Source organism: Paenibacillus sp. Marseille-Q9583, from assembly GCF_976954365.1.
Genome location: NZ_CDRJTB010000011.1, coordinates 30941 through 53655, shown reverse-complemented (window position 1 = coordinate 53655; position 22715 = coordinate 30941). Strand labels below are relative to the sequence as shown.

Genomic DNA, 22715 nt, shown 5'->3' with positions numbered 1-22715 from the left:
ATAGCAAGCAGATGCTTACCACATAGTTAGGAGGAAGCGCATGAATGACTCTCGAAGCATCCGATTTCACTATTTGTTAAGGGCGGTCATTCTGCTCGCCTTCGCTCTCTATATCGGGCATTTAGTACAGCAGGACGCTTTGCATTATTATGTAGCGCCCAAGCTAGCACGCTGGGTTCAGTTATGTCCAATTCCTCTGACACTTATGGCGCTCAGCTTGGCCGTTCAAGCCTTATTTGGTAAGGGAAGCGTACTATGTGACTGCGAGCATCGTCTTCCACATTCCATATTTAAAAGCACAGCGCTCTATGGATTATTCCTGTTTCCACTGCTGCTTGGATTTGCACTTCCTGATCGTGCCTTGGGAAGTATGGCCGCTAGCAAAAAAGGGATTTCGTTCTCCTCATTACCATCAGAAACTAACAACGCTGTTAGATTCGAATCGATTGATCCTTATCATGAGGAGCTCACCGAGCTGGCTAAAATTCTATATGCGCAGCCTGCTATCCCTGTGTATTCTGCTATTTTCTCTGAAACACTAGGTGCTATCGACTTGTATAAACAGCAATTTGAAGGCAAAGAAATTTCCGTTTCCGGTTTTTTATATCGCGATGACAGCGAAATGCCAGAGAATGCTTTTGCCATTGGCAGATTTTTGGTTCAGTGCTGTACCGCCGATGCTACTCCGTTTGGGATGTTGGTTGATTCCGGCAAACTAAAAAGCTTGCCCACCGATACCTGGATAGAGGTCCGGGGCAAGCTTCAAGTTGTGCAATACAAAGGCCAAGAAATAATGCAAATACGCGCAGAAGCAATTACACCAATCTCGCAACCAACAACACCTTACATTTACACGAGTGCTGACTCCATAGCTGCATGGAGAGCTTTTCAGGTTACGGCCAACCCTACTAAATAATTGCGTCCAGCTCATCCTCATCATTCACAGATCGGTTAGGGTTAAATACTTCAACCATAATACGGGCTGGTATACAGATGATTTGCTGCTTTGGCCTAGAAATAAACCCCATTTCCAAAGCAATTCGCAAAGGAGCGTCAGAATATGTCATTTGGATCCCGTAATCAAATACCTTTAAGGTATTGTGACCAAACTTTGATTGAATATCTATAATTTGCTCTTCTTTAGTCAAAGAAACGGTCTTGTATTCCTTACCATCAACCGTAATTATAGCTTTCAAATCGCCTTGTTGATACTGTTCATTATGGGTGTCCCACCACTTGATTCCGTAAATCAAACCCGCTGCGAATAGAGCTAAAAAAATAATTACAAAATCGCCACGCTTCATCTTTAACAAGGTATGGATCCTTTCACTGACAATATATTCGTAATAATTACGATTACAAATATATTAATCTTACGCTCTTTTGTCAATGACACTCCTCATCCTTAACGAATCCGAGTAGACCAATCTTTTAATACCCTGTCAAGCTCCTTTATGGAGATAGGTTTGGAGATGAAATCCTGCATTCCTGCACTCAGACACATGTCTTTATCTTCATTTCTGGCAAAAGCTGTGGCTGCAATAATAATGGGAGACAGCCCGAGCTTCTCACGTATGATTCCTGTTGCTTCTATCCCATCCATAATAGGCATCTGGATATCCATAAAGACGAGATCATAATTCTTGGACAGCACAGCTCGAACTGCTTCCTCGCCATTTGATGCAATGTCAGGGAAGTATCCCCTCTTCTTCAAATAAGCCAGCATCAGTTGCTGATTCACAGGATGATCTTCAGCGATGAGAATAGACATCGGTCCATATTCTCCCGTATCAGATGCTTTGGCGTTAGGTTTATTGCTTTTGTCTGTATCCACTGAAGGGTGGAGCGTAACCTTCTGATTCCATTCCTCTTTTGGCAAAGAGACCTCCACGGTGAAAAAGAACTCTGAGCCATGTTTCTCACAGCTCCTCACACCAATCGCTCCTCCGAGCAGCTCCACCAGCTTTTTGCTAATGGCCAGTCCAAGTCCTGTTCCGCCATATTTTCGATTAATGGAAGGATGCAATTGCGAGAACGATTGAAACAATAACCCTTGACTGGCGACCGGGATCCCCAAGCCCGTATCTTTAACCATAAATTTAACGATAATATTTCCTGACTTTTGAGAAGCTTCCAGGCTAGCAGAAATACTAATTTCACCTGTCTCCGTAAATTTCACGGCATTTCCCACTAAGTTCACGAGAATTTGGCGCAATCTTGCCTCATCCGTCACAATGACAAATGGAAGATCAGGTGCAATATTGATAGTTAATAACAACCCTTTTTCTTTGACCTTCGGATAGAATAGCTCACTAACGTTCTGTATCACTTCACGCAAATCCACCATTTGCAGTTCAAGTGTCATCATGCCCGCTTCAATTTTGCTGAAATCCAGCACTTCATTCAAAATATGAAGCAATGCTTCTCCGCTACTCGTAATGATTTGTGTGTAGTAGCTCTGCTCTTCATTTAGCTCTGTCCCTGAGAGCAAGTCTGCCATTCCTATAATACCGTTCATAGGCGTACGCAGCTCATGGCTCATGATCGCTAGAAACTCCGATTTCGCCCGATCCGCTTCCTCAGCAGACTCCTTCGCTCGCACAATCTCCTTCTCTTCTGTGATATCTCGGAAAACCACTACAGCCCCGATCCGCTCTTCTCCATCAAAAAGAGGCGTCATGCGATATCTGACCAAAAAACTGGAACCATCTTGCCTCCAAAACACACCCTCCTTCTCTTCGAAAGAACGATTATTTAGGTGCGAGGGAATGAGCGTCTTCTGAATGCCCAAGAATGGCTCATTATCCAGCCAAGTCTGATGAATCGCATGGAATTTGCTGTTCAACCATTCCGTTGGATCGTATCCTAGCATAGTAATGGCCGCTGGATTGATGAACATCGTATCCCCTTCAAGATTCATACCAAATATACCTTCAGATACCGAATTTAATATTAAGGCATGCTCGTTACTTAACTTCTCTATTTCTTCAAAATGCCGTGCCCGTTCCGCAATGTCCCGGGTTACGCACACCAGCTCCTGCCCTCCAAAGGTCTCCGAGTAGATGTATCGAAGTGTTGTCTCCGTCCAAATGTAAGTTCCATCTTTGCACAGAAACCGAAAGGTCACAGGCTCAAGCTTCTTCCCTTCCAAACAACTGCTAAGATAGGACACCACCTTCTCCTTATCCTCAGGATGTATGTAATCTATACCTCTCGTTTCGTACATTTCTTCCGGCGTATAGCCGAACATAGTCTGGCAAATAGGTGATGCATACAAATAGGTGAGATGTCCGTCCGCTGTATTTCGTGAAATGAAATCCATTGAATTTTCCGAAAGGAGACGGTAATTCTGCTCACTATCACGCAGCTGTTCCTCCATTCGATAACGTTCGGTCACATCCTGGGCAATTCCGCTGATCTGTAGCACTCTTCCTTCTTCATCTTTAAGCACTTCCCAGTGCGCATCCAGAAATTTCAAAACCGCATCCGCACTCTTAATTCGAACCATAGCTTCGCCATTCGTCCCATTCGCAATAGATTCACGAACTAGCTTTTCAAGTCTTGTGAAATCATCTGGATCAATACAGGAAAAAACACGTTTGTAATCAAAATAGGAATGATTGCTGTCGTCCAGTGAAAAACCGAAAATGTTACGCATCTCTCCCGAAACCGTCAACCGCGCTTTAGTCGCATCCCATTCCCAAGATCCCATTTTTGCAAGATATTGGGCTTTCGCCAGCATATCCTCATATTTCTTACGCTGCGTAATATCCCGGCCGATGGTTAATATCTGCTTGATTTGCCCTTGCTCATCACGTACTACCTGTGAACTGCTCTCAATCCACAAATAATGTCCGTCCTTATGCCGGGCTCTACGTGTATATACTTCCGTATCTGAATAGAGCTTTCCGTGTTCGGTCATCTCTAAGGCGTCATCTACGTGATAATACTCAGGTCTTTTCGTGCCTATCATTTCATCGGGAGGATAACCTAGCAACAACTCCACTGAAGGAGACACGTAGTGCAGTGTACCGTCCGGTTCGCCAAAAGAGATCATATCCGGCGTATTTTGTGTGATCAAATTATATAAATGTTGGTCTTCCTGAATCTTATCTTCAGCAAGCTTCCGGTCTGTAATATCCGTTAGTTCTGAGATCAAGACAAGAGGTTCACTGGAATTCTCCTGAAGAATCAGAAATATATGTTGTGTTACCCAGATCATCCCGCCATCCTTACATATGAACCGTCTTTCTAACTCAATAGCGGTCCCAGGATCTGCTAAGAGATTGTTCAGGATAACGTAATGATCATCATTCGTCTTATCTTCTGGATAAATAAGATCAAGATAATGCATATTCAAAAGCTCTTCTTCAGAATAACCAAGCATACGCCAAAGCGCCGGATTGGATTGAATCACGGTCCCTTCTTCAGGAGAGACTACAGCAACCCCTATAGAAGACCGTAAGTATAGTTGCTTAAAAAGAAATTCAGACACCTGTGCAGCCTCCTCTTTTGAGATGGGGACAAACTTATTACAATCTCGTAATCTATTCCAGTATACCTTTTTTTCGGTAAATAAGCTTGATAGCTGAGTCCTAAATGATAGGCTGGTATAAATCAAAGAGATTGCGTGTTATCCTCACAGACAAAAAATAAACAGCAAGTCCCCAACACTCGGGAAGCTTGCTGTTAATACATATCACAACTTTAAATGACTATTCTATTATTAAATTCTCTTGCTGAAGCTTCTTAATTTTCTTTCGGATAGGTGCACCTGCTCTTAAAAAAACAAGTCCTAAAAGGATTAAAAAACCGCCTAGAATAACGTTAATCAAACTTATGCTAATGGATAAATTGAAATAATTCGTTACCCCAATGAGAATGTTGGCTAAACCAACAATGAACTCTATCCACATGACAGAATTCCATAGTGTATTGATTCGCTTAAAGTGCTTTATTTTGGATTCCAGATCCGTATAAATATCAAACGAACCTTCGGATGACTTCTTTCTAAGATAAATCCAGCGAACATAGCTGCACACACACTCGACTCCATTTTCTTCTAAAAACTTGAGGTATGCCATGCTTTCCGGATGAGCAGGCACATTATCTAAAAGCTCAATTCTATACGTATACCATTCTTAGGCGAGTCAGTAAACACATATTTACACCAGGAGTAGTGTGTAAGGGCCATGCCTTTGGCAGACATTTCATTAAGCCACTGTTCTTCCTTCTCAAAATCCCAAAACAGCTTACGAACCACATGTATCATTTGGACTCACCTCCAGCTATTCTCTTCCCATTGGCAATTAGCTCTTCCAACCGGATAAGCTCCCCCTGAATTACCGTCTTCCCTAATTCAGTAATTTCGTATTCCTTTCTTCGGGAGCCTTCTTCCCCCTCTACAGCTCTTATCCAGTTTTTCTCAAGCAAGGTGTTAATAGCTCCGTATAAAGTCCCTGCTCCAAGATCCACTCGACCATGACTTAAATCCTTCACATTTTGCATAATCGCGTATCCGTGCATTGCGGTGTATAGAGACAATAAAATGTAAAACACAGCTTCCGTTAAGGCTCCTCTTTCTGAGCTTTCAGGCATGATTCCATCTCCATTCTATTACTGCTAGCGATATATCGGTTACCGTAATATCATTATTACGGAAGCCGATATAGTTGTCAATACAAAAAAAAACTAATTTTAGTATTTCGGTCTGATCATGACCACGAAAAAAAAGCCTATCACGGCTTATTATTAACACCTCTACGTTCTAAGGTATCCGAGAGACAGGTATGCATTCTGACTAGTATAATATTTGGTCACATCCACGGCTCAAACATAGTGCTCGGTCAATATATTCGAACAATCATCAGTCAATTTTTCTTTGCTGCCCTTATGGGATTTAGCTTATATATTGTCCGTCGAGTGACAGGTAGCCTAATCTGGTCGATGTTACTGCATGGACTTTGGGATGTCTGATTATTCTTCTGCCGACAGCAGTGGCTAAGGTGGTTTGAGTATAATGAATCCGAATCTTGTTCCAGCCTTTTAGTATCTGATAGAGCGTACCACCGAATACGCAAAAAGCTCCTGAATCTCCCTATAAGGAAATTCAAGAGCTCTTTCATTGTTAATTGATGCGGTCGAGAGGACTCGAACCTCCACGATATTGCTACCACACGGACCTGAACCGTGCGCGTCTGCCAATTCCGCCACGACCGCACATTATGTACACCAATGAAATAATCACTGTACATAAGACTATACTCTTTTTTCGGATAAATAGCAACTTTTAATAAAAATCGATGTACAGATAAATCTAACAACAGCGATTTAAGCGATATAACATATTCAAATCCCCATAGGCATAACCAATCACAGTTATTCAGTTTATATATTTCACTTATAAGAGGCTGTTATGATACAACATAATTAAAAGAATGTGCTACGTCGGAAATATCACTGTAATTCCAAACCAGAAAGGACGAATACGTATGAACCAGCAGTGGAATACCGGAACCTATGATACTGATATGGCCTTTGTGTCTCAGTTTGGAGAGTCATTGATTGAGCTTCTTCGCCCCCAGCCTGGCGAACAAATTGTTGATTGGGGCTGCGGAACTGGTGATTTGGCAGCAGCCATCGCTGCTAGTGGTGCCACTGTAACAGGTATTGATGCTTCAGCCGAAATGATTCAGACTGCCCGTGACAAACATCCCCAGCTAAACTTCATCTTAGCAGATGGGCAAAACTATGTCGCGGAACAGTCAGTCGATGCCGTGTTCAGCAACGCTGCTCTACACTGGTTGACCGACGCGAACAGAGCTGCTGCTTCTATCACAGCTAGCCTACGAACAGGTGGACGTTTTGTTGCCGAGTTCGGTGGGCTGGGCAATATCGCATCCATCGTTACTGAACTTCCAAATGCATTTACCGCTATAGGGTGTATCGGTAAACTTCAGTTACCTTGGTACTTCCCAAGCATCGGGCAGTATACAACACTATTAGAACAACATGGACTGACTGTAGACCTCGCCCTTAGTTTCGACCGTCCAACCCCACTAGAGGCTGGAGAGCAAGGGTTCCAGTCCTGGCTGAACACTTTTGTTAATGGAATCTTAAGTGTCCTAACACTATCGGAACGAGAAGAAGTCCTCTCTTATATGGAACAGAAACTTAGACCGACATTATTTCAGGATGGCCGCTGGGTGATGGATTATCGAAGAATCCGGATCGTCGCTTACAAACGCGTCTAACAATGAAGGACTTGGCTTCTTCCTATGCAACAAAAAAAGAGTGTACTGGCGCGTGTCCGCACCAATACACTCTTTTTTATGGCAATCTATCTTCTATCTCCCACATATCGATCGCTACCAGCACCAAGTCCGACAACCAGCAGCAATACGCTTGCACCCAGCAATAAAACAAGCGGCATCGTCCAGCTATTCGTCACGTCATGCAGCCATCCGAATAATGCCGGCCCCATCGCAGCAAGCACATAACCTACGGATTGAGCCATCCCTGACAGTTCCGCTGCTTCTTGAGTGCTTCTGGTCCGCAGACTGAAGAACATCATCACAAGACCGAAGGCAAATCCTCCTGCAATCCCAAAGCATATCGCCCAAACAGCCATTAAAGCACTGCTACCCAGCCAAATTCCACCTATTCCGAGGAAATACAGAATAGCCGTGATGATTACTAGAATACGTTGGTTCTTCATCCGCCCTGCCCACAACGGCACAAAGAAAGTAAACGGCAGCTGCGCCATTTGCATCAGTGATAGTAGCCAGCCAGCATGGCTTGAGGACATCCCACGCTCACCAAGGAGAACAGAGAACCAAGCAATAAAGACATAATAAAGCAGTGACTGTAGGCCCATAAAAATAGTTACTTTCCAAGCTAGCGAAGAGCGCCACATATTCCCACTAGACACCGAGCCCTTAGCCCCAGTTCCTTGATCGAGCTTGCGCATTTGCGGAATCCAGAACAGGGTTGCCAGCGCTGCGATCATAAACCAAATCGCCAAAGTCCCTCTCCAGCCAAATCCAGCATTACTGGCTAGCGGTACACTAATTCCTGAAGCTACTGCTGCGCATAAATTCATAGAGACAGTATAAACACCTGTCATTAATCCAATTTTGTGAGGAAACTTCCCTTTAATAAGGCCCGGAAGCAATACATTACATACTGCAATGGAGAGTCCGAGTATCGCCGTACCTGTGAACAACAGTCCCGTTCCAGCTCCCGACCGGATTAAAATTCCCATAGCCAGCATGACCATAGCAATTAACAACACATTAGCCAAGCCAAAACGTCGGGCTAGCTTTGGAGCAAACGGGGACAAAATGGCAAAAGCCAACAATGGTAGAGTAGTTATAGCTCCTGCTAAAGTATTCGATAAGCCTAGATCATCCTGAATCATTTGTACCAGTGGACCGACGGATGTGAAAGGCGCTCTAAGTGCCGCTGCGATAAACACAATCCCCAACACTAGCAGCCAGCGATCATATTTGGTATCCGTTAAACCTCTATTCTGAATGTTTCCTTCTCGTTGCGATGCTTTCATCATGTATCCTCCTAAATTGCAACAAGCATAAACACCTTTGACATTCCTGTAAGGACGGTGAGCAATTACGCCAGAAATATAAAAATGTTTATTACATGGCATTAAGACCTATCATCCACTATTATTATAAAAGTTACAAGCCTTAAGTAATTTTATAACCCTATTATTGACAAAATCGAATGACATCTTTAGTATCCATATAATCAAGACAATTGAGAATCAATTTCATTCGATCTCCTACATATTCCTATAGAAAAGAGTGAACAGAATGCTTCGAAGGTTTTTTTCCTACTATCGTCCGTATAAAAAACTATTTATATTGGACTTCTCCTGCGCTGTTTTTGCAGGTCTTCTAGAACTAGCTTTTCCGGTAGCTGTAAATAAATTTATTGATGATTTGCTCCCGGGTCAAGATTGGCCGCTAATTCTTATTGCGTGTGTCGCGCTCCTAGCTATTTACGCCTTGAATACAGTTATGCAGTATATCGTTACATACTGGGGGCATATGCTTGGCATTAATATCGAGACCGATATGCGTAAAAAAATGTTCGATCATATCCAAAAACTGTCCTTCCGCTTTTTTGATAATAATAAAACAGGTCACCTCATCGGGCGAATCACCAACGATTTAAATGATATCGGCGAGGTGGCGCATCACGGTCCTGAGGATATATTTATCGCCATCATGACACTTGTCGGCGCTTTCCTACTTATGGCTGATATTAATCTGAAGCTGGCCATTATTACTTTTATTATCGTTCCAATTATGGCTTGGGTGATCATCTACTTCGGACGCAACATGACTTCCACCTATCGCCAGCTTTTTGGAAATGTAGGTAGTTTCAACGCCCGTATCGAAGATAATGTCGGCGGAATCCGGGTTGTTCAATCTTTTGCCAATGAGCAGCATGAACAAGAGCTATTCGCAGTTGATAATCAAATGTTCCGTAAAACTAAGCTTCTTGCTTATAAAATCATGGCCAAAAGTTTATCTGTCAGCTATATGATGACCCGCCTCATTACGATCCTTGTGATGATCAGCGGCGCTTGGTTCTTCATCAATGGCGAACTTCAAATCGGTGAGTTTGTGGCATTTATTCTGTTGTCCAATATCTTTTTCCGTCCGATCGAGAAGATCAATGCCGTTATCGAGAGTTATCCAAAAGGAATTGCCGGCTTTAAACGTTATCTAGAAATTATTGATACGGAGCCAGATATCAGCGATAAGCCGGATGCCGTAGAGGTATGCACTTTACACGGTGATATTACCTTCCAGAATGTCTTTTTCGGATACGACGAAGATCGTCCGGTTCTACAAAATATCAGCCTAAAAGTTAAGGCTGGCGAAACGATTGCCTTTGTCGGACCTTCTGGCGCAGGCAAAACAACTATTTGCAGCCTGCTCCCTCGTTTCTATGATGTCACTGGCGGGGCTATCACCATAGATGGCATCGATATCCGTGACATGAAGCTGGAGTCGTTACGTAAGCAGATCGGGATCGTGCAGCAGGATGTATTCCTATTCTCCGGTACGATTCGTGAGAATATCGCCTACGGAAAGCTGGATGCGAAGCTGCCTGAAATCTGGGAAGCTGCTCGGCGTGCCCATCTGGAAGATCTCATTCAGAATCTGCCAGAAGGCATGGATACAGTGATCGGCGAGCGTGGAGTGAAGCTGTCCGGTGGACAGAAGCAACGCCTAGCGATCGCCCGCATGTTCCTGAAGAATCCGCCGATCCTGATTCTGGATGAAGCTACTTCCGCACTGGATACAGAAACGGAAGCAGCAATTCAGCAATCGCTGGCGGATCTGTCCGTGGGTAGAACCACACTCGTCATCGCCCACCGATTGACGACGATAAAGAATGCCGACCGGATCATGGTCGTGAACGAAGAAGGCATCGCCGAGCAAGGCCGCCATGAAGAGTTAGTCCATGCCGGTGGCATATACAGCCGGCTGCATCAGGCACAATATAACGCTTAGGGACGTTATTCCCTAGCTAAATGAAGCAAGCCTAGTCGCCAATAACGTGGCGACTAGGCTTGCTTTTTAGTGCATCTCGCTGCTTCCAGCGTGAGATGCTAAATTGGTGAGTTAGGGAGTTATGAAGTTATGGATTCGCGGGAATGAAGTTTAGGGAAATCCTCCCCAATTCCATCGATAATACGGTCCCAATTTCAATAATTAGGGAATTTCTCCCTTTAAATTCACCTAATTAGCTCATAACAGTGGATTTCAGGCGATTTATAGGGAGAAATTCCCTAAAAAGCTTAAAAACCAGCGGAAATCAGTAATTTATAGGGAGGTTTTCCCTATAAATCAAACTCAAACACAACTCTGCACATAATAGTAGCTCTTCGCTCCGAAAATGTAACCATGTTCAATTTCCAAAAAAATTCCTACGACTTGCTCAGCACGATGAACGGGATTTCTACCGTTCTTTTCAGCGTTTCCAGCTGAATCAGCTTCATGAACGGGATTTCTACCGTTCTTTCCAGCTTTTTCAGCCAAATCAGCTTCATGAACGGGATTTCTACCGTTTATTTCTTCGCAATATGCACTTTAAGCTGCTTGCCCTTCACCGTCGTCTCTCTCATCGCTTGCAGTACCATTGCACCTTTACCGTTCAAAATATCCACGTAGGTCACATTGTCCTGAATTGAAATAATACCGATATCTTCTGCAGATATACCCTCAAGCTTTGCGATTGTGCCGACAAAGTCCACGGCTCTTAGCTTCTTTTTCTTGCCGCCGTTGAAGTACAGCTTCATGATCTCTTTGTTCAAGCTTTCGCTTTTGTCCTTCTTGCGGACAGGCTGCTTGTTAATTTTCTGCTCGAACGCATCCTTCGCGTAAGCAACGGCATCGTCCGAAGGAGCTTTCATATTCGGGATGCTGAAGCCAATATAGCCTTCAATTTCCTTCACCCACTTTTGCTCATTTGGAGTGACAAAAGTGATCGCTTTGCCTGTCTTACCTGCACGAGCGGTTCTGCCTGTACGGTGCACGTAGCTTTCTTTTTCCAGCGGAATATCGTAATTAATCACGTGGGTGATGTTCTCGATATCAATGCCTCTTGCCGCTACATCGGTAGCGATTAGATAACGGAATTGCCCTCTTTTAAAAGCATTCATGACCTCAAAACGCTCGTCCTGCTCCATTCCCCCGTGGATCTTATCACAGGGATATTCCAAATCAGCCAGCCCTCTAAATACCGCATTCACCTGTTCTTGTGTACGGCAAAAGATAATACAGCTGTCCGGATTCTCCACTGTAATAATATCGCTTAGTAGCGAGAACTTGGCAGCTTGTCTCACTTCAATCAACGCATGTTCAATTGTAGCGGTTGTAATTCCACTTGCTTGTATCTCAATTTCCGTTGGATCGCTCATATATTTTCGGCACAAATTCTTAATCACTTCCGGTAATGTAGCGGAGAAAACACAAGTCACTCGTTCTTTTGGCAGCTGCTTAATGATCTTTTCGATCTGCTCAATGAACCCCATACTCAGCATCTCGTCTGCTTCATCGATGATCAAATACTTGATCCGATTTAGCGGAAGCGTACCTCTTTCCATATGGTCGAACACACGTCCCGGCGTACCTACGACAACATGTGTTTTTTGAGTAAGTTCAATTTTTTGTGGAGCAAAAGGCTGCTTACCGAATAGAGCCACGGCCTTAACCCGTTTAAATCGTCCAATGTTGGTGATATCCTCTTTCACTTGCATGGCAAGCTCCCGAGTAGGCGTTAGAATCAAAGCCTGCGGCTTATTCTCCACCCAATCCACCAAATCACAGACCGGGATTCCGTAAGCTGCCGTCTTTCCGCTACCCGTTTGCGACTTAACGATCAGATCCTTTTGCTGAAGAGCTACAGGGATCACTTTGCTTTGAACTTCTGTTGGCGTCTCATATTTCAGGACATCCAGCGCTTTAATAATGTCTTCGTTTAACTCATAATCTCTAAATTGCAATTCACTCATCGTTCAACCTCTTCTATGCCGATTGTTCTGGTTAAAGCGGAAACTCCGCGATCCTTCATCTTGTGCATACTTATTATTATAACAGCTATTGGCTCCCTTGATTCCATTCCTTATAGAACTGGTCCAGATAATTAAGCATAAAATCATGCCGTTCTTCTGCTAACTTGCGTCCATAGGTTGTATTCATCAGGAATTTTAATTTTAATAACTTCTCATAAAAATGATTGATAGCCGTTCCTTTGCTGTAATCCCTGTACTCCTTTTGAAGCGATTCATCTCTTGGAGACACTTCTGGATCATAAGCTGGACGACCTTTCGCCCCTGAAAAAATAAAGGTTCTGGCAATGCCAATCGCACCAAGTGCATCAAGTCGATCGGCATCTTGAACCACTTGGCCTTCAAGCGTCTGCATCGGTTCTCCCCCGCCACCACTAAAGGACATCGTCTCAATAATCATCATAATATGATTAATTTGTTGCTCATCTGTAAGGTTTGAAGAAAGCCAGGTACGTACTTTAAGCAAACCTTCTTCTTTAGACGGATTAAGCTTCTCGTCAGCAACATCATGCAGCAAGGCGGCCATCGTGCAAACAAATACATCTGCGCTCTCGATCTTGGCAATTTCAGCAGCGGTGTTGCGCACTCTATCAGAATGCCACCAGTCATGACCCGTAGTATCTTGTCCAAGTTGTTCTTTAACAAAATCTTCGGTCCGAGCTATAATTAAAGATTCATTCATCGTAGAAAAACTCCCTTTCCTTAAGGAATATCGAAGCCCTATTATAGCTGATAACTTGTCCATTCGCCCACAAGAAATCGAACCAATTATAAATTCTTGCTTGCATGACTCCAAATGATCCGCTATAATCGGCATTAATCAAAATTTCGAAGGGAATTGGTTCTGATGAACACAAATACAATCATGCTGAATCAACTTCATTATTATCACAAACAGCGTTAGCACTCCTGAATTTTTTCAGGGAGGCTAACGCTACTCGCGTTGGCCTCCCTGCGGCATAGATCACGCGCAGGACCAAGAGGTCCTGCGCGTTTTTTTATTTTCTAAACTATGCCAATTCAAAGGAGCTACTAATGATGCAAAACATTAAAGGAACTTATGATTACTTCGGTCAAGAGCAAGCGCTCAGAAAGAACATTCAAAATACGCTGCAGGACTTGTTCGAGCTCTATGATTTTGAATCGATGGATACGACATTATTAAATGAATTGGAGTTATTAACCTCAAAATATGCAGGCGGGGACGAAATTCTTAAGGAAATGTACCAACTTACAGATCAAGGCAACCGCAAGCTAGGGTTACGTTATGATCTGACGATTCCTTTTGCCAAAGTGATCGCATTAAATCCAGGGATAGAGTTCCCCTTCAAGCGGTATGAGATCGGAAAAGTGTTCCGAGATGGACCCGTAAAACGTGGGCGTCTGCGTGAATTTCTGCAATGTGATGTCGATGTGGTCGGCATTTCCGGCCCTGAGGCTGAAGCTGAGCTAATGCAACTGGCTACCGAAGCGTTCCGCAAGCTAGACATTCCTATCATCCTAAAATGGAACAATCGACGTTTTCTCGGTGAGATTCTAGAGTCCATTGGCGTACCTGCGGAAGAGCAACTATCCGTTATGCTTACCCTTGATAAACTTGAGAAAATCAACATTAGTGGAGTGGAGAACGAGTTGATTAGCAAGGGGCTAGAACGTGCAACCATCGAAGCGATTCTAGCGCTTATCGAAATGGACAATCCAAGCTTTGAGCAGTTATGCGACAAATACAATCTCACAACACAACCGGGTGCGTCAGAGGTTCTCATCCTACAAAATCTAATCCAAGACATTGGACTACAGGAGACTTGCCGCTTCGATCCTTTCTTATCCCGAGGGCTTTCATTCTACACAGGAACAGTTTACGAGATCTTTGATGCATCTGGTTCCTTTGCCTCAAGCTTGGGTGGCGGAGGCAGATATGACGCGATTATCGGACAGCTAGTGGGCAGAGAAGATATTCAATATCCTACGGTGGGGTTGTCTTTTGGTATGGAGTCAATCATGGCGCTCCTAGCAGAACGACCTATCCAAGAAAATAGAGCAGCAAATGTTATGGTCATTCCCATTGGTGAGACACTACCACAAGCTTTAATTGCAGCAGCTGAGCTGCGTGCCTGCTCTATAAGAACCACTCTCGTATCCGGTAAAAGAAAATTAAAAAAGCAGCTCGCCACAGCTTCATCCAAAAACATCCGTTACGTTATACTGATCGGCGAAAGCGAATCAAGTGTTGATAAGGTACGTTTGAAAGATATGGTGGAACAAACAGAGGTTATCGTTCCGCTGGATGAAGCTATTTACCTCATCACTGGCTAAGCTGGTATTCGCTTAAAAAGATTCACATAAAAAAAGACCCCGCCGACGGCCGGCGGGGCAAAGTTTATATTTAAGGGAGGTTATATATGCACTATAACCTTGCAAGCTTAATATTTTATGAATGACGGATAAAGATTCCCTTAATCCTACTCTACTTAGATCTTAAACCGGTCTACCAGCCCCTGAAGCTCCTTGGCACTTTGGGTATTCTCGTCAGCCACCGTAACTTCATGGAATGTCTTCTCAACGATATCAGCCGTCTTCACCGCAATATCCTGAATCCCAATAGCCCCCTCATTTACTGTAGCAGCCACTTCATTGACCGCTATAGAAATACTAGATACAGCCATACTTAGATGATCGGCCGCAGTCTCAAATTGATTCATCAGCAAATTCACTGTAGTAGCATCTCTGTTATATTGCTGACTTACCTCCGTTAACCGCTCATAATCTCCAAGAACATTCTGGTCAATAAAAGCTAGTAACGCCTCTGAATTTTCCTTCATTAGTTCAACAGAAGCATAAACACCTGAAACGACCCCTTGAATCCCAGCCGCAGTCTCTGACGATTTCTCAGCCAACTTGCGGATTTCACCAGCTACAACAGCAAATCCTCTACCTGCCTCACCTGCTCTAGCTGCTTCGATCGCTGCATTCAAAGCAAGCAGATTGGTCTGACTAGTAATCGATAGAATCGTATCCGCCAGTACATTAATCTCTGAGATCGCATTCGACTGTTCAATTGCTTTTTCCATATCGATACGAACAGATTCATACACTCGCTTCGCATTATCCGTAGACTCTATCGCCTCATCTTGTAACACCATCGCCCGCTCACTGATCTGCTTGGAAACTTCAGCGCCTTCCTTCACATTACTGGAGATCTCGGACACATTAATATCAATTTCAGTTATCGCTGCCGTCATTTCTTGTGTTGAAGCTGCTGTCTCCTCCATCCCTGCCGAAAGCTGCTGTGTAGTTGCCGAATTATCATGAGCATTCTCCCGTACATCTATAGACAGCTTTTCAAGAGTCTCCGCATTATCAAGCACCTTGGTCGAGATCGTGATTAGACTACCCGCCATATCACGAAGAATAACCCGTGTTCGGAGCATCGCTATGGCTATCGTACCTGTTTCGTCTTTGTTTTTCGTCAGATACTCGTACTGGGAGTCATACGTCAAATTCAGCTCTGCCGTTCTATTTATCAAATCTGTCAATTTAGCAATCGGTGAAGAGATTTTTTGGGCAAAATATAAAGCAATCAACAATGCAATAATCAAACTTCCTGCACCCAGCAACAGATTAAAGCTTCTCATCTCATTCACTGGTTTTACAATCTCATCTAAATTTGCGGTTATCCCAAGCAACCAGTGGGTCTCAGGCATAACGGTATAGGCTGATTTTTTATCCACACCATTATATGTATAGCTAAGCAGGCTATCTTCTACTTTTTCCCCAGATTTCACACGCTTCACCACAGCCATGATCTGATCATTTGCAACAGGTTGTCCTACTTGCTTCTTATCCGGATGGTACAGTGTATTCCCATTCTCATCGAGAAGATAAGCATACGAAGTCGTTGTATTTACTACTTTTGCATCTGCTAAATACTTAATCATACTATCTGCGGAAACCGCTGAAGCTACATATCCAATCATCTTCCCGTTACTCTTAACCGGATGTACAAATCCTACCACATAAGCCCCAGTAGATTTCGATTTCAGCGTTTCGCTAATTACCGGCGCCGCAGTCTCCATTACTTTCTTTGTATAATTTCTATCACTGAAATCCGTACCTATAAGCTTAATATCACTGTCAGCCACAGCGATGCCTTTCATATCACTGACAAAAGCATGTTCGAGGTTCCCAGCATCCTTCACAATTCCCTGAAGGCTGATATTTACCTCATTCTGTAGCTCACTCCCCTTGGCGACGCCACCATTCCCTGCTTGGAGTAATAATTCGACAATTTCCGACCTTCCCGCAATAAGCTCAATACTTCTCTGCTCCTTCGAAATCATAGCCGATATGGTCTGAGCTTTATTCGTATTGACCTGCTTCATAGAATTCTCAGTAAGGCTCACAATTGCCTGCGTTGACCTTAGATATGTAAAAACCCCCATTACTGCAATACATAATAGGGTCACACCTATCATCATAAGTGATAGTTTAAGACGAATCTTCATTTTCCCTCATCCTTCCGACTACTGTTCATTAGAGAACAATGCAATTGTAAATAATACAACTACTATCGGATATGATGATAAATTAGTGAATATTGACGAAGCGAAAATACGGAAAATATCAAAAAATGTCGAATTTTTGCATATAAATGCAGAAAAAACTAGTTCTACTAGTTCGGTCATCTTCTTTACACTAGTTATTAAGACCTGTTTTATTCTTAAGATGAAATAGGCGGTTCTGACTGGGATACTGGGGAAACTTGCGTGATTGCACCATCTGTTAAGGGGCGTTTATTTCTGTTACGTAAAAACAGACCAGACATTGCAGCGAGAATTTGCTGGAATAACATTCCTGAAATCACAGGGAGTGCAACAGCCGGAGGAAAATATTTTACTGCGAGCACAGCTCCCGCGCTTAAATTACGCATGCCGGAATTAAATTGTACGGCCACAGAATCTTCGTAGCTAAAGCAGAAACGGCGCGATACCAATGCTCCGATTACATATCCAAGAACTACAGTCAAGAAGGTTACGCCAATAATAATCGCTAATTTACTATCCGGGTGTTTCAGATAACGGGCAATGCTAGCACCATTAATAGAAACGACCATGAACAACCCAACCTTTACAAATGGGGAAAGCGGGGGTCCACATACCGTATTCACCTTGCCTTTTGTCCATTGATTCAGAAGCATCCCGATCACCGAAGGAATGACAACCATCCATAGGAGTCCTTTCATCATTTCCCCAAGCTGAATCTCCACACTCGCTCCCATGAGCAAATACAAGGTACCCGGAACGACAATCGGTGACAAGAGCGTATCGATTAGAATAAGTGCCAAAGTTAGTGCAATGTTCCCGCCGTATATGGATACCCACACCACGCTAACGATACCCGTTGGGATCGCAAACAACAGTACAAATCCTGTCACTATGTAAGGATCTCCCGGAAAAACAGCACTTGCAACGAGCCAGCCAATGAGCGGCATCACGATATGAAGAATAATCATCAACACGATCAACTTCTGTGGCTTCAGCAGTACGCCCAGCAGATCTATGAGATTGGATTTCAAGCTTCCGATCAATGTCATAAAAGCGAATATCCATGGGACGAGACCTGTGAATGGTAGCAGTCTGCTTTCATTAAGCACACCAACCACGATGGCAGTAGGTGTTAATAGTGGCATGATTTTTTCGAGAACAACATTGGATTTGATGAGTCCATTTCTTATATTCTTAAGCATGTGCCGCATACCTTATGTATGGATGTCATACATTCCTTATCCGAAAATTTAAGTTGTAGCAGTCTCTATAAGCTTACAGAAATCATACAGGACTTTCCATTAATCTACTACACAAAAAAGGAACCAATTCATTAAATTGGCTCCAAGTAGTAATTTTATAGAAATGCTTAACGATTTAAACCCCTTGCGGAAACAATGCGTCCAGTGCTGGGCATGGCAGTTTATCCAGAAACTGAACCAAAGGCGCTGGCATGTTACTGTATAAGTCCTTCAGTGAGGTTCCCTGATAAATGTTACCAATAATAACGGGATGACATAATTCAGAGATCAGGATGTCTCCATTGCCATGTAGATGAAGCTGTTTCTTGCCCTCTATGCAGTGTGGAAAATAAACGCCCGGTTGCTCCTCGAACCCAAGCGCATCCATAAACCGGTCCATGCAAGTGAAATACAGGGTCGTATCCTCTTTCTTCATAGCGATCAGTTCACTCACAGCATTCTTTAATTGTTCACGGGCAGCTATAGACTTCCAACCCGTATGATCCATGATAATACTGTTCTGAATCTCATGTGTTCTAACACCCATCGCATATACGTGATTACTAATTTCCTTCATATTATCCTGAGTTTCGCTGAACAACAGCGTTTCCAGCACCGTATCTACACTAGTTGCCGCGAACATAGTAATGTTCTCTCTAATTTTCTCGTAGATGCTTGGATGAATATTATAATAACGAGAGAAGGCGTCCGCTGTAGTAAAATTGAAGGAAATATGTATCGTCGTTAATCCTGCCTCGACCAATTGATCAATCCGTTCAGCATTTAAAAGACTACCGTTTGAATTCAGCTGTGTCTGAATCCCTCTGGATGAGCAGTAGTTTACAATCTCCACACAGTCATCGAACTTTAATGTGACCTCGCCACCTGACAAGCGTACTCTTTTCAGACTAGGAAGCTCTTCAAGAATTCGGATAACCTCTTTAGCCTTGATGCTTTGTCCATCATTTCTATTATACGCACAACAATAATCGCAGCGGAAATTACAGTTCGAGGTAACTCCTATTTCTAAGCCTTCCAGCTCATAAGTAAGCGGTTTGTCTAGTTCCAATGCTTTATATCTCATTCTCTAAAGTCCTCCTGAAAAATAATGATTTGATTCAAGGGTTCAATCTTAGAGATTATAAAGGTTTATGGCTTAGGTTAATGTGAGGTATATAACAGTCGAAGTGTGTTTGAGAAACCCAGGTCAGCAGCTTCAGTCGTAACTCCGGGAATGATTGGACTTCCGGCCGCTGTTGTCTCCAGATTTCTTTGATTTCACCGTATTAAACGGTTGAAATCCGGAGACAAAGGCGGTCGCTATCGCTCCTACAGCTCCAAACATCCCTTCGTCACTACTCAGCTGATCTCATTTTTCGTAATGCTTTCCTTCTTCGAAAGAGTTGCCACCTGATGGTACCCAAACGCTCTCGTGAATTTTCTTCTCATTTACTACTGAATAAATATAAATCCAACCTTCTTCGTTTTTAAATCTAACTTGTAAATGATAAGGATTATATTGTCTACCTGCTTGTCGACTAATTTCCCATTCTTGATTAGGGTATTTCTCCTCCAAATAGTGATTGAGTTGTTCTGTTTTTCGGGATACTTGATAATCAATCCAGTAGGGGCGAATAGCGAAGGATAATAACAAAAATACAGTTATTGAAGATACTATAATTAAACCAGACTTCCTAATCTTACGGGGTAAAAACAAGGCTACTCCAAATATAATGAGGACAAAAACAACCAAAAATATGATTTCTATTGCAGTAATTGGATGCAAAATAACCCTCCTCTGAATCAGGCTTCTTTCGAAGTCCATGACCCATTTACTGGTCTGAACCATTAATTTCCAGTATAATGCTTTATTGTAAGCAAACACAACTCATGCAGAACGCTTGAAAGGAGCCAAAAGATGAGGAAAATCATCCTAAATTCACTCATTATACTAATATTCATATTTGTTACAGGCTGTACATCTAATGCAGATACGGTTGATACACCGCTGTACTCAGGGAAAAGCTTATTTATAGGTGTTGTTGGCGAGGTCCCTAAAATAAGAGAAGAACATGTGCACTTCACAAGTATTTCTTTTGAGGCGTTAGAAGATTATTCAAAGCTTTCCTCCCAATATGATGCTGTAGTTATTACGAAAGAGCATCTGAAAGAAGCGGACGACAACAAGTATGTTAAAGTATATACAAATGCAGGAATCCCTTTCTTCTTTATTGGAGCTACCAAATCATTTATGCCGTTTGTTCTTGAAGATGTATCGTATGATCACTATTCTTTAACAAATTTTAATAATGATATGTATGTCACAGGCTATCTTCAAACTGGTGAAACATATAGAACTTGGGGATACGGACTTTACAACGATAAAGTAAATGAACCCAACATTAAAGATGTTTACTCACGGATGTTCACTACCATCGAGTCCATCAATAATGGTACGTATGAATAGGCATATTCCCCTCCATAAGAGAAAGATCATTTATGCCGTGAAACCTATAAATTCCGATCCATTTTAGATTTCATATCCCAAACTCCCCCACCTCCTGCACCCAGTCAATGAAATTGTGATGGGAGATGGCAAGGGAGATCTATAGGGAAAAACTCCCTATTTTCAGGATGATTTCTTCACAATTACCCAGTTATGCGGAATTTCTCCCTATAATACGAGGAATTTTCTAAAAAACGATGATATCCGCTGAAATATAGGGAGAAATTCCCTATACTCCACCTGTACAACCCTAAAATGCAGAATTTATAGGGAGGATTTCCCTATACTTTAATAGATCTATTCCATTCTAGCTTTATGCAAGAAAGATAAGGATAATTTATTGCGCAAACATATATTTTTTTTCATTTTAAGAAAAAAAAGGCTGCCAAATGGCAGCCTTTTTCTTTTGATAACGTATCATAATTCCGCCTACAACTCCACCGACTTGCCCATCTCATTCCAAACAGGCTGTCCAATCAAGCCCACACGCCAGATTGCAATCCCTTTAAGACCGTAACGTTTAGCAAGTCCAACCTTGGAATTTACTGATGTTTCATTCTCACTGTATACGGAAATACCGAGAATCAGCTTATCCTTACTCACTTGTTGAAGTGCAAGCCGGATGCCTTCATCAACTAAACTCATCGGCTCTGGAATTTTTTTCTCTTGCAAATAATCATAAGCCATAATGACCAAATCGTCTGCGAGGCTTCCCAGCGTCTTGTAATCATAACCTTTATAAGAGCTGTTTAATGGATGAAGAATAACCGTGAGCTTAAGACCTGCTGCATGTGCTCTTTGAGACAAATTCTTCACAAAAGCATTGTAATCGGCTTGCACCTTTGCTTTATCTCCCGTTAGACCCAGTCCTTCGAGATCCAGCGTGATGCCTTGGAATCCCTTTTGTGTAGCCAGATCAACGATTCCTGTAATCGTCTGCTCTTGAAGCGCTTTATCTTCCAGATTCTTCGTGAGCTCTGCTGCAGTATCACCAGAAAAGACCATCAGATAAGGCGCTGTGCCACCTGCTGCTGCATTCGAGATAATAGACTCTGGGGTTACGTCCCCAGCAGCTTGAGGCCATCTAAAGTCAGTGCCTGTCGTGGTGAATTGTCCACTTTTATCAATCCCGCTCCACCCAAAAGCTACAGCATCAAAGCTAGGAAGTAACGAAATTTCACTGTATGAGCTAAGCGCATAAAAGCCCAGCTTATACATATCCGTCTTTGGTGAAGTGATCGATACCGTTTTGGTTGCTTGATCCCAAGCTACGCCCGCACCAAACTGCTGGCCGAAAAAGCTGAGTGGAATCATCGTGTTATTACGGATCGTTTGCGGGGCAACCCCCAGCTTCACAACTTCGCCGTTTACGCCTGCATTTTTGCTGCCAAGGGTCAACGTTACCACTTTAGTACCCGCTGTATCCGTCTTGGTCGCGGTAATTTTCTTAAGCGCTTGATTCCACTCTACGTTGATCCCCAGCGCTTCAGATATCGCCCGGAATGGAACCATCGTTGTTCCGTTCATCACAACAGGCTCTACTGGAAACGGCAGTGCATAACCATCCAGCACAATACTAACTCCACCTGCGGGTGCTGCTTGTGTAGTGTTTTGGAATAATGCCGTGGTGCCGCCTAGCGAAATCGCCAGACATAAAACCAATTTGCCAATCCGTTTGTTCATGACTGTTAAGTCTCCCATCTTCCATAATATGAAGTGTAATCTCTTAAACTCTTTATATGTCTTCTACCATTTTACCAAAGATTATCCAATTGTAAAATTAATAGATTGTCATCTATGAGTTTCGAAATTATTTT

The 22715-nt window shown here is 42.9% G+C and carries 18 protein-coding genes, 1 tRNA gene and 1 pseudogene; 6 read left to right on the top strand and 14 right to left on the bottom strand.

What is annotated here, in order from left to right:
- The first annotated feature begins 40 nt into the window (after positions 1-40).
- Positions 41-916: a TIGR03943 family putative permease subunit gene (locus ACWNM1_RS07755; protein WP_449600553.1), complete on the top strand. Its 876-nt coding sequence runs from the start codon at positions 41-43 to the stop codon at positions 914-916.
- Here ACWNM1_RS07755 and ACWNM1_RS07750 read toward each other — a convergent pair.
- From ACWNM1_RS07750 to ACWNM1_RS07735, 4 genes and pseudogenes are all read right to left on the bottom strand, one after another.
- Positions 909-1304 carry a NusG domain II-containing protein gene (locus ACWNM1_RS07750; RefSeq protein ID WP_076283407.1) on the bottom strand — a complete coding sequence of 132 codons (396 nt, stop codon included), beginning with the start codon at positions 1302-1304 and terminating at the stop codon, positions 909-911. The genes ACWNM1_RS07755 and ACWNM1_RS07750 overlap by 8 nt on opposite strands.
- 101 nt (positions 1305-1405) lie before the next feature.
- The gene (locus tag ACWNM1_RS07745; RefSeq protein WP_449600552.1) at positions 1406-4495 is read right to left on the bottom strand and encodes a PAS domain S-box protein; all 3090 of its coding nucleotides are present in this window, start codon (positions 4493-4495) and stop codon (positions 1406-1408) included.
- 220 nt (positions 4496-4715) lie between these two features.
- Positions 4716-5194 (bottom strand): annotated as a pseudogene (locus ACWNM1_RS07740) (DUF2812 domain-containing protein).
- Between the two features lie 74 nt (positions 5195-5268).
- A complete protein-coding gene (locus tag ACWNM1_RS07735; protein WP_449600551.1) occupies positions 5269-5598 on the bottom strand; it encodes a PadR family transcriptional regulator in 330 nt (109 codons plus the stop codon).
- A gap of 96 nt (positions 5599-5694) precedes the next feature.
- On the opposite strand from ACWNM1_RS07735, the gene ACWNM1_RS07730 reads away from it, so the two are divergent.
- Complete coding sequence (locus ACWNM1_RS07730; protein WP_449600596.1) at positions 5695-5976, top strand: CPBP family intramembrane glutamic endopeptidase; 282 nt, start codon at positions 5695-5697, stop codon at positions 5974-5976.
- Positions 5977-6135: 159 nt separating this feature from the next.
- Here ACWNM1_RS07730 and ACWNM1_RS07725 read toward each other — a convergent pair.
- Positions 6136-6219, bottom strand: a tRNA-Leu gene (locus tag ACWNM1_RS07725).
- Between the two features lie 272 nt (positions 6220-6491).
- Here ACWNM1_RS07725 and ACWNM1_RS07720 point away from each other — a divergent pair.
- Complete coding sequence (locus ACWNM1_RS07720) at positions 6492-7253, top strand: class I SAM-dependent methyltransferase (RefSeq protein ID WP_449600550.1); 762 nt, start codon at positions 6492-6494, stop codon at positions 7251-7253.
- A gap of 86 nt (positions 7254-7339) precedes the next feature.
- Here ACWNM1_RS07720 and ACWNM1_RS07715 read toward each other — a convergent pair whose 3' ends face one another.
- Entirely contained in the window at positions 7340-8563 is a 1224-nt protein-coding gene (locus tag ACWNM1_RS07715; protein ID WP_449600595.1) for a CynX/NimT family MFS transporter, read from the bottom strand.
- Positions 8564-8831: 268 nt separating this feature from the next.
- Here ACWNM1_RS07715 and ACWNM1_RS07710 point away from each other — a divergent pair, with 268 nt between their 5' ends.
- A complete protein-coding gene (locus ACWNM1_RS07710) occupies positions 8832-10547 on the top strand; it encodes an ABC transporter ATP-binding protein (RefSeq protein ID WP_449600549.1) in 1716 nt (571 codons plus the stop codon).
- Between the two features lie 416 nt (positions 10548-10963).
- On the opposite strand, the gene ACWNM1_RS07705 is transcribed toward ACWNM1_RS07710, so the two are convergent.
- From ACWNM1_RS07705 to ACWNM1_RS07695, 3 genes are all read right to left on the bottom strand, one after another.
- A complete protein-coding gene (locus ACWNM1_RS07705; RefSeq protein WP_449600548.1) occupies positions 10964-11086 on the bottom strand; it encodes a hypothetical protein in 123 nt (40 codons plus the stop codon).
- A gap of 18 nt (positions 11087-11104) precedes the next feature.
- Complete coding sequence (locus tag ACWNM1_RS07700) at positions 11105-12550, bottom strand: DEAD/DEAH box helicase (RefSeq protein WP_449600547.1); 1446 nt, start codon at positions 12548-12550, stop codon at positions 11105-11107.
- Between the two features lie 85 nt (positions 12551-12635).
- Positions 12636-13289 (bottom strand): HD domain-containing protein, encoded by a 654-nt coding sequence (locus tag ACWNM1_RS07695; RefSeq protein ID WP_449600546.1) that lies wholly within the window; start codon positions 13287-13289, stop codon positions 12636-12638.
- Between the two features lie 353 nt (positions 13290-13642).
- On the opposite strand from ACWNM1_RS07695, the gene ACWNM1_RS07690 reads away from it, so the two are divergent.
- Positions 13643-14923 (top strand): histidine--tRNA ligase, encoded by a 1281-nt coding sequence (locus ACWNM1_RS07690; RefSeq protein WP_449600545.1) that lies wholly within the window; start codon positions 13643-13645, stop codon positions 14921-14923.
- A gap of 155 nt (positions 14924-15078) precedes the next feature.
- On the opposite strand, the gene ACWNM1_RS07685 is transcribed toward ACWNM1_RS07690, so the two are convergent.
- The 4 genes from ACWNM1_RS07685 to ACWNM1_RS07670 form a co-directional block, all read right to left on the bottom strand.
- The gene (locus tag ACWNM1_RS07685) at positions 15079-17112 is read right to left on the bottom strand and encodes a methyl-accepting chemotaxis protein (RefSeq protein WP_449600544.1); all 2034 of its coding nucleotides are present in this window, start codon (positions 17110-17112) and stop codon (positions 15079-15081) included.
- Positions 17113-17327: 215 nt separating this feature from the next.
- Positions 17328-18353, bottom strand: coding sequence for a bile acid:sodium symporter family protein (locus ACWNM1_RS07680; RefSeq protein WP_449600543.1), 1026 nt, complete (start codon positions 18351-18353; stop codon positions 17328-17330).
- Between the two features lie 175 nt (positions 18354-18528).
- The gene (locus ACWNM1_RS07675; protein ID WP_449600542.1) at positions 18529-19476 is read right to left on the bottom strand and encodes a radical SAM protein; all 948 of its coding nucleotides are present in this window, start codon (positions 19474-19476) and stop codon (positions 18529-18531) included.
- A gap of 285 nt (positions 19477-19761) precedes the next feature.
- Positions 19762-20178, bottom strand: a complete 417-nt coding sequence (locus tag ACWNM1_RS07670; RefSeq protein WP_449600541.1) for a hypothetical protein — start codon at positions 20176-20178, stop codon at positions 19762-19764.
- Positions 20179-20310: 132 nt separating this feature from the next.
- Here ACWNM1_RS07670 and ACWNM1_RS07665 point away from each other — a divergent pair, with 132 nt between their 5' ends.
- Positions 20311-20859, top strand: a complete 549-nt coding sequence (locus ACWNM1_RS07665) for a hypothetical protein (RefSeq protein WP_449600540.1) — start codon at positions 20311-20313, stop codon at positions 20857-20859.
- Between the two features lie 468 nt (positions 20860-21327).
- On the opposite strand, the gene ACWNM1_RS07660 is transcribed toward ACWNM1_RS07665, so the two are convergent.
- On the bottom strand, positions 21328-22581 hold the full coding sequence (locus ACWNM1_RS07660; RefSeq protein WP_449600539.1) for a stalk domain-containing protein: 1254 nt from the start codon (positions 22579-22581) through the stop codon (positions 21328-21330).
- Positions 22582-22715 lie beyond the last annotated feature (134 nt).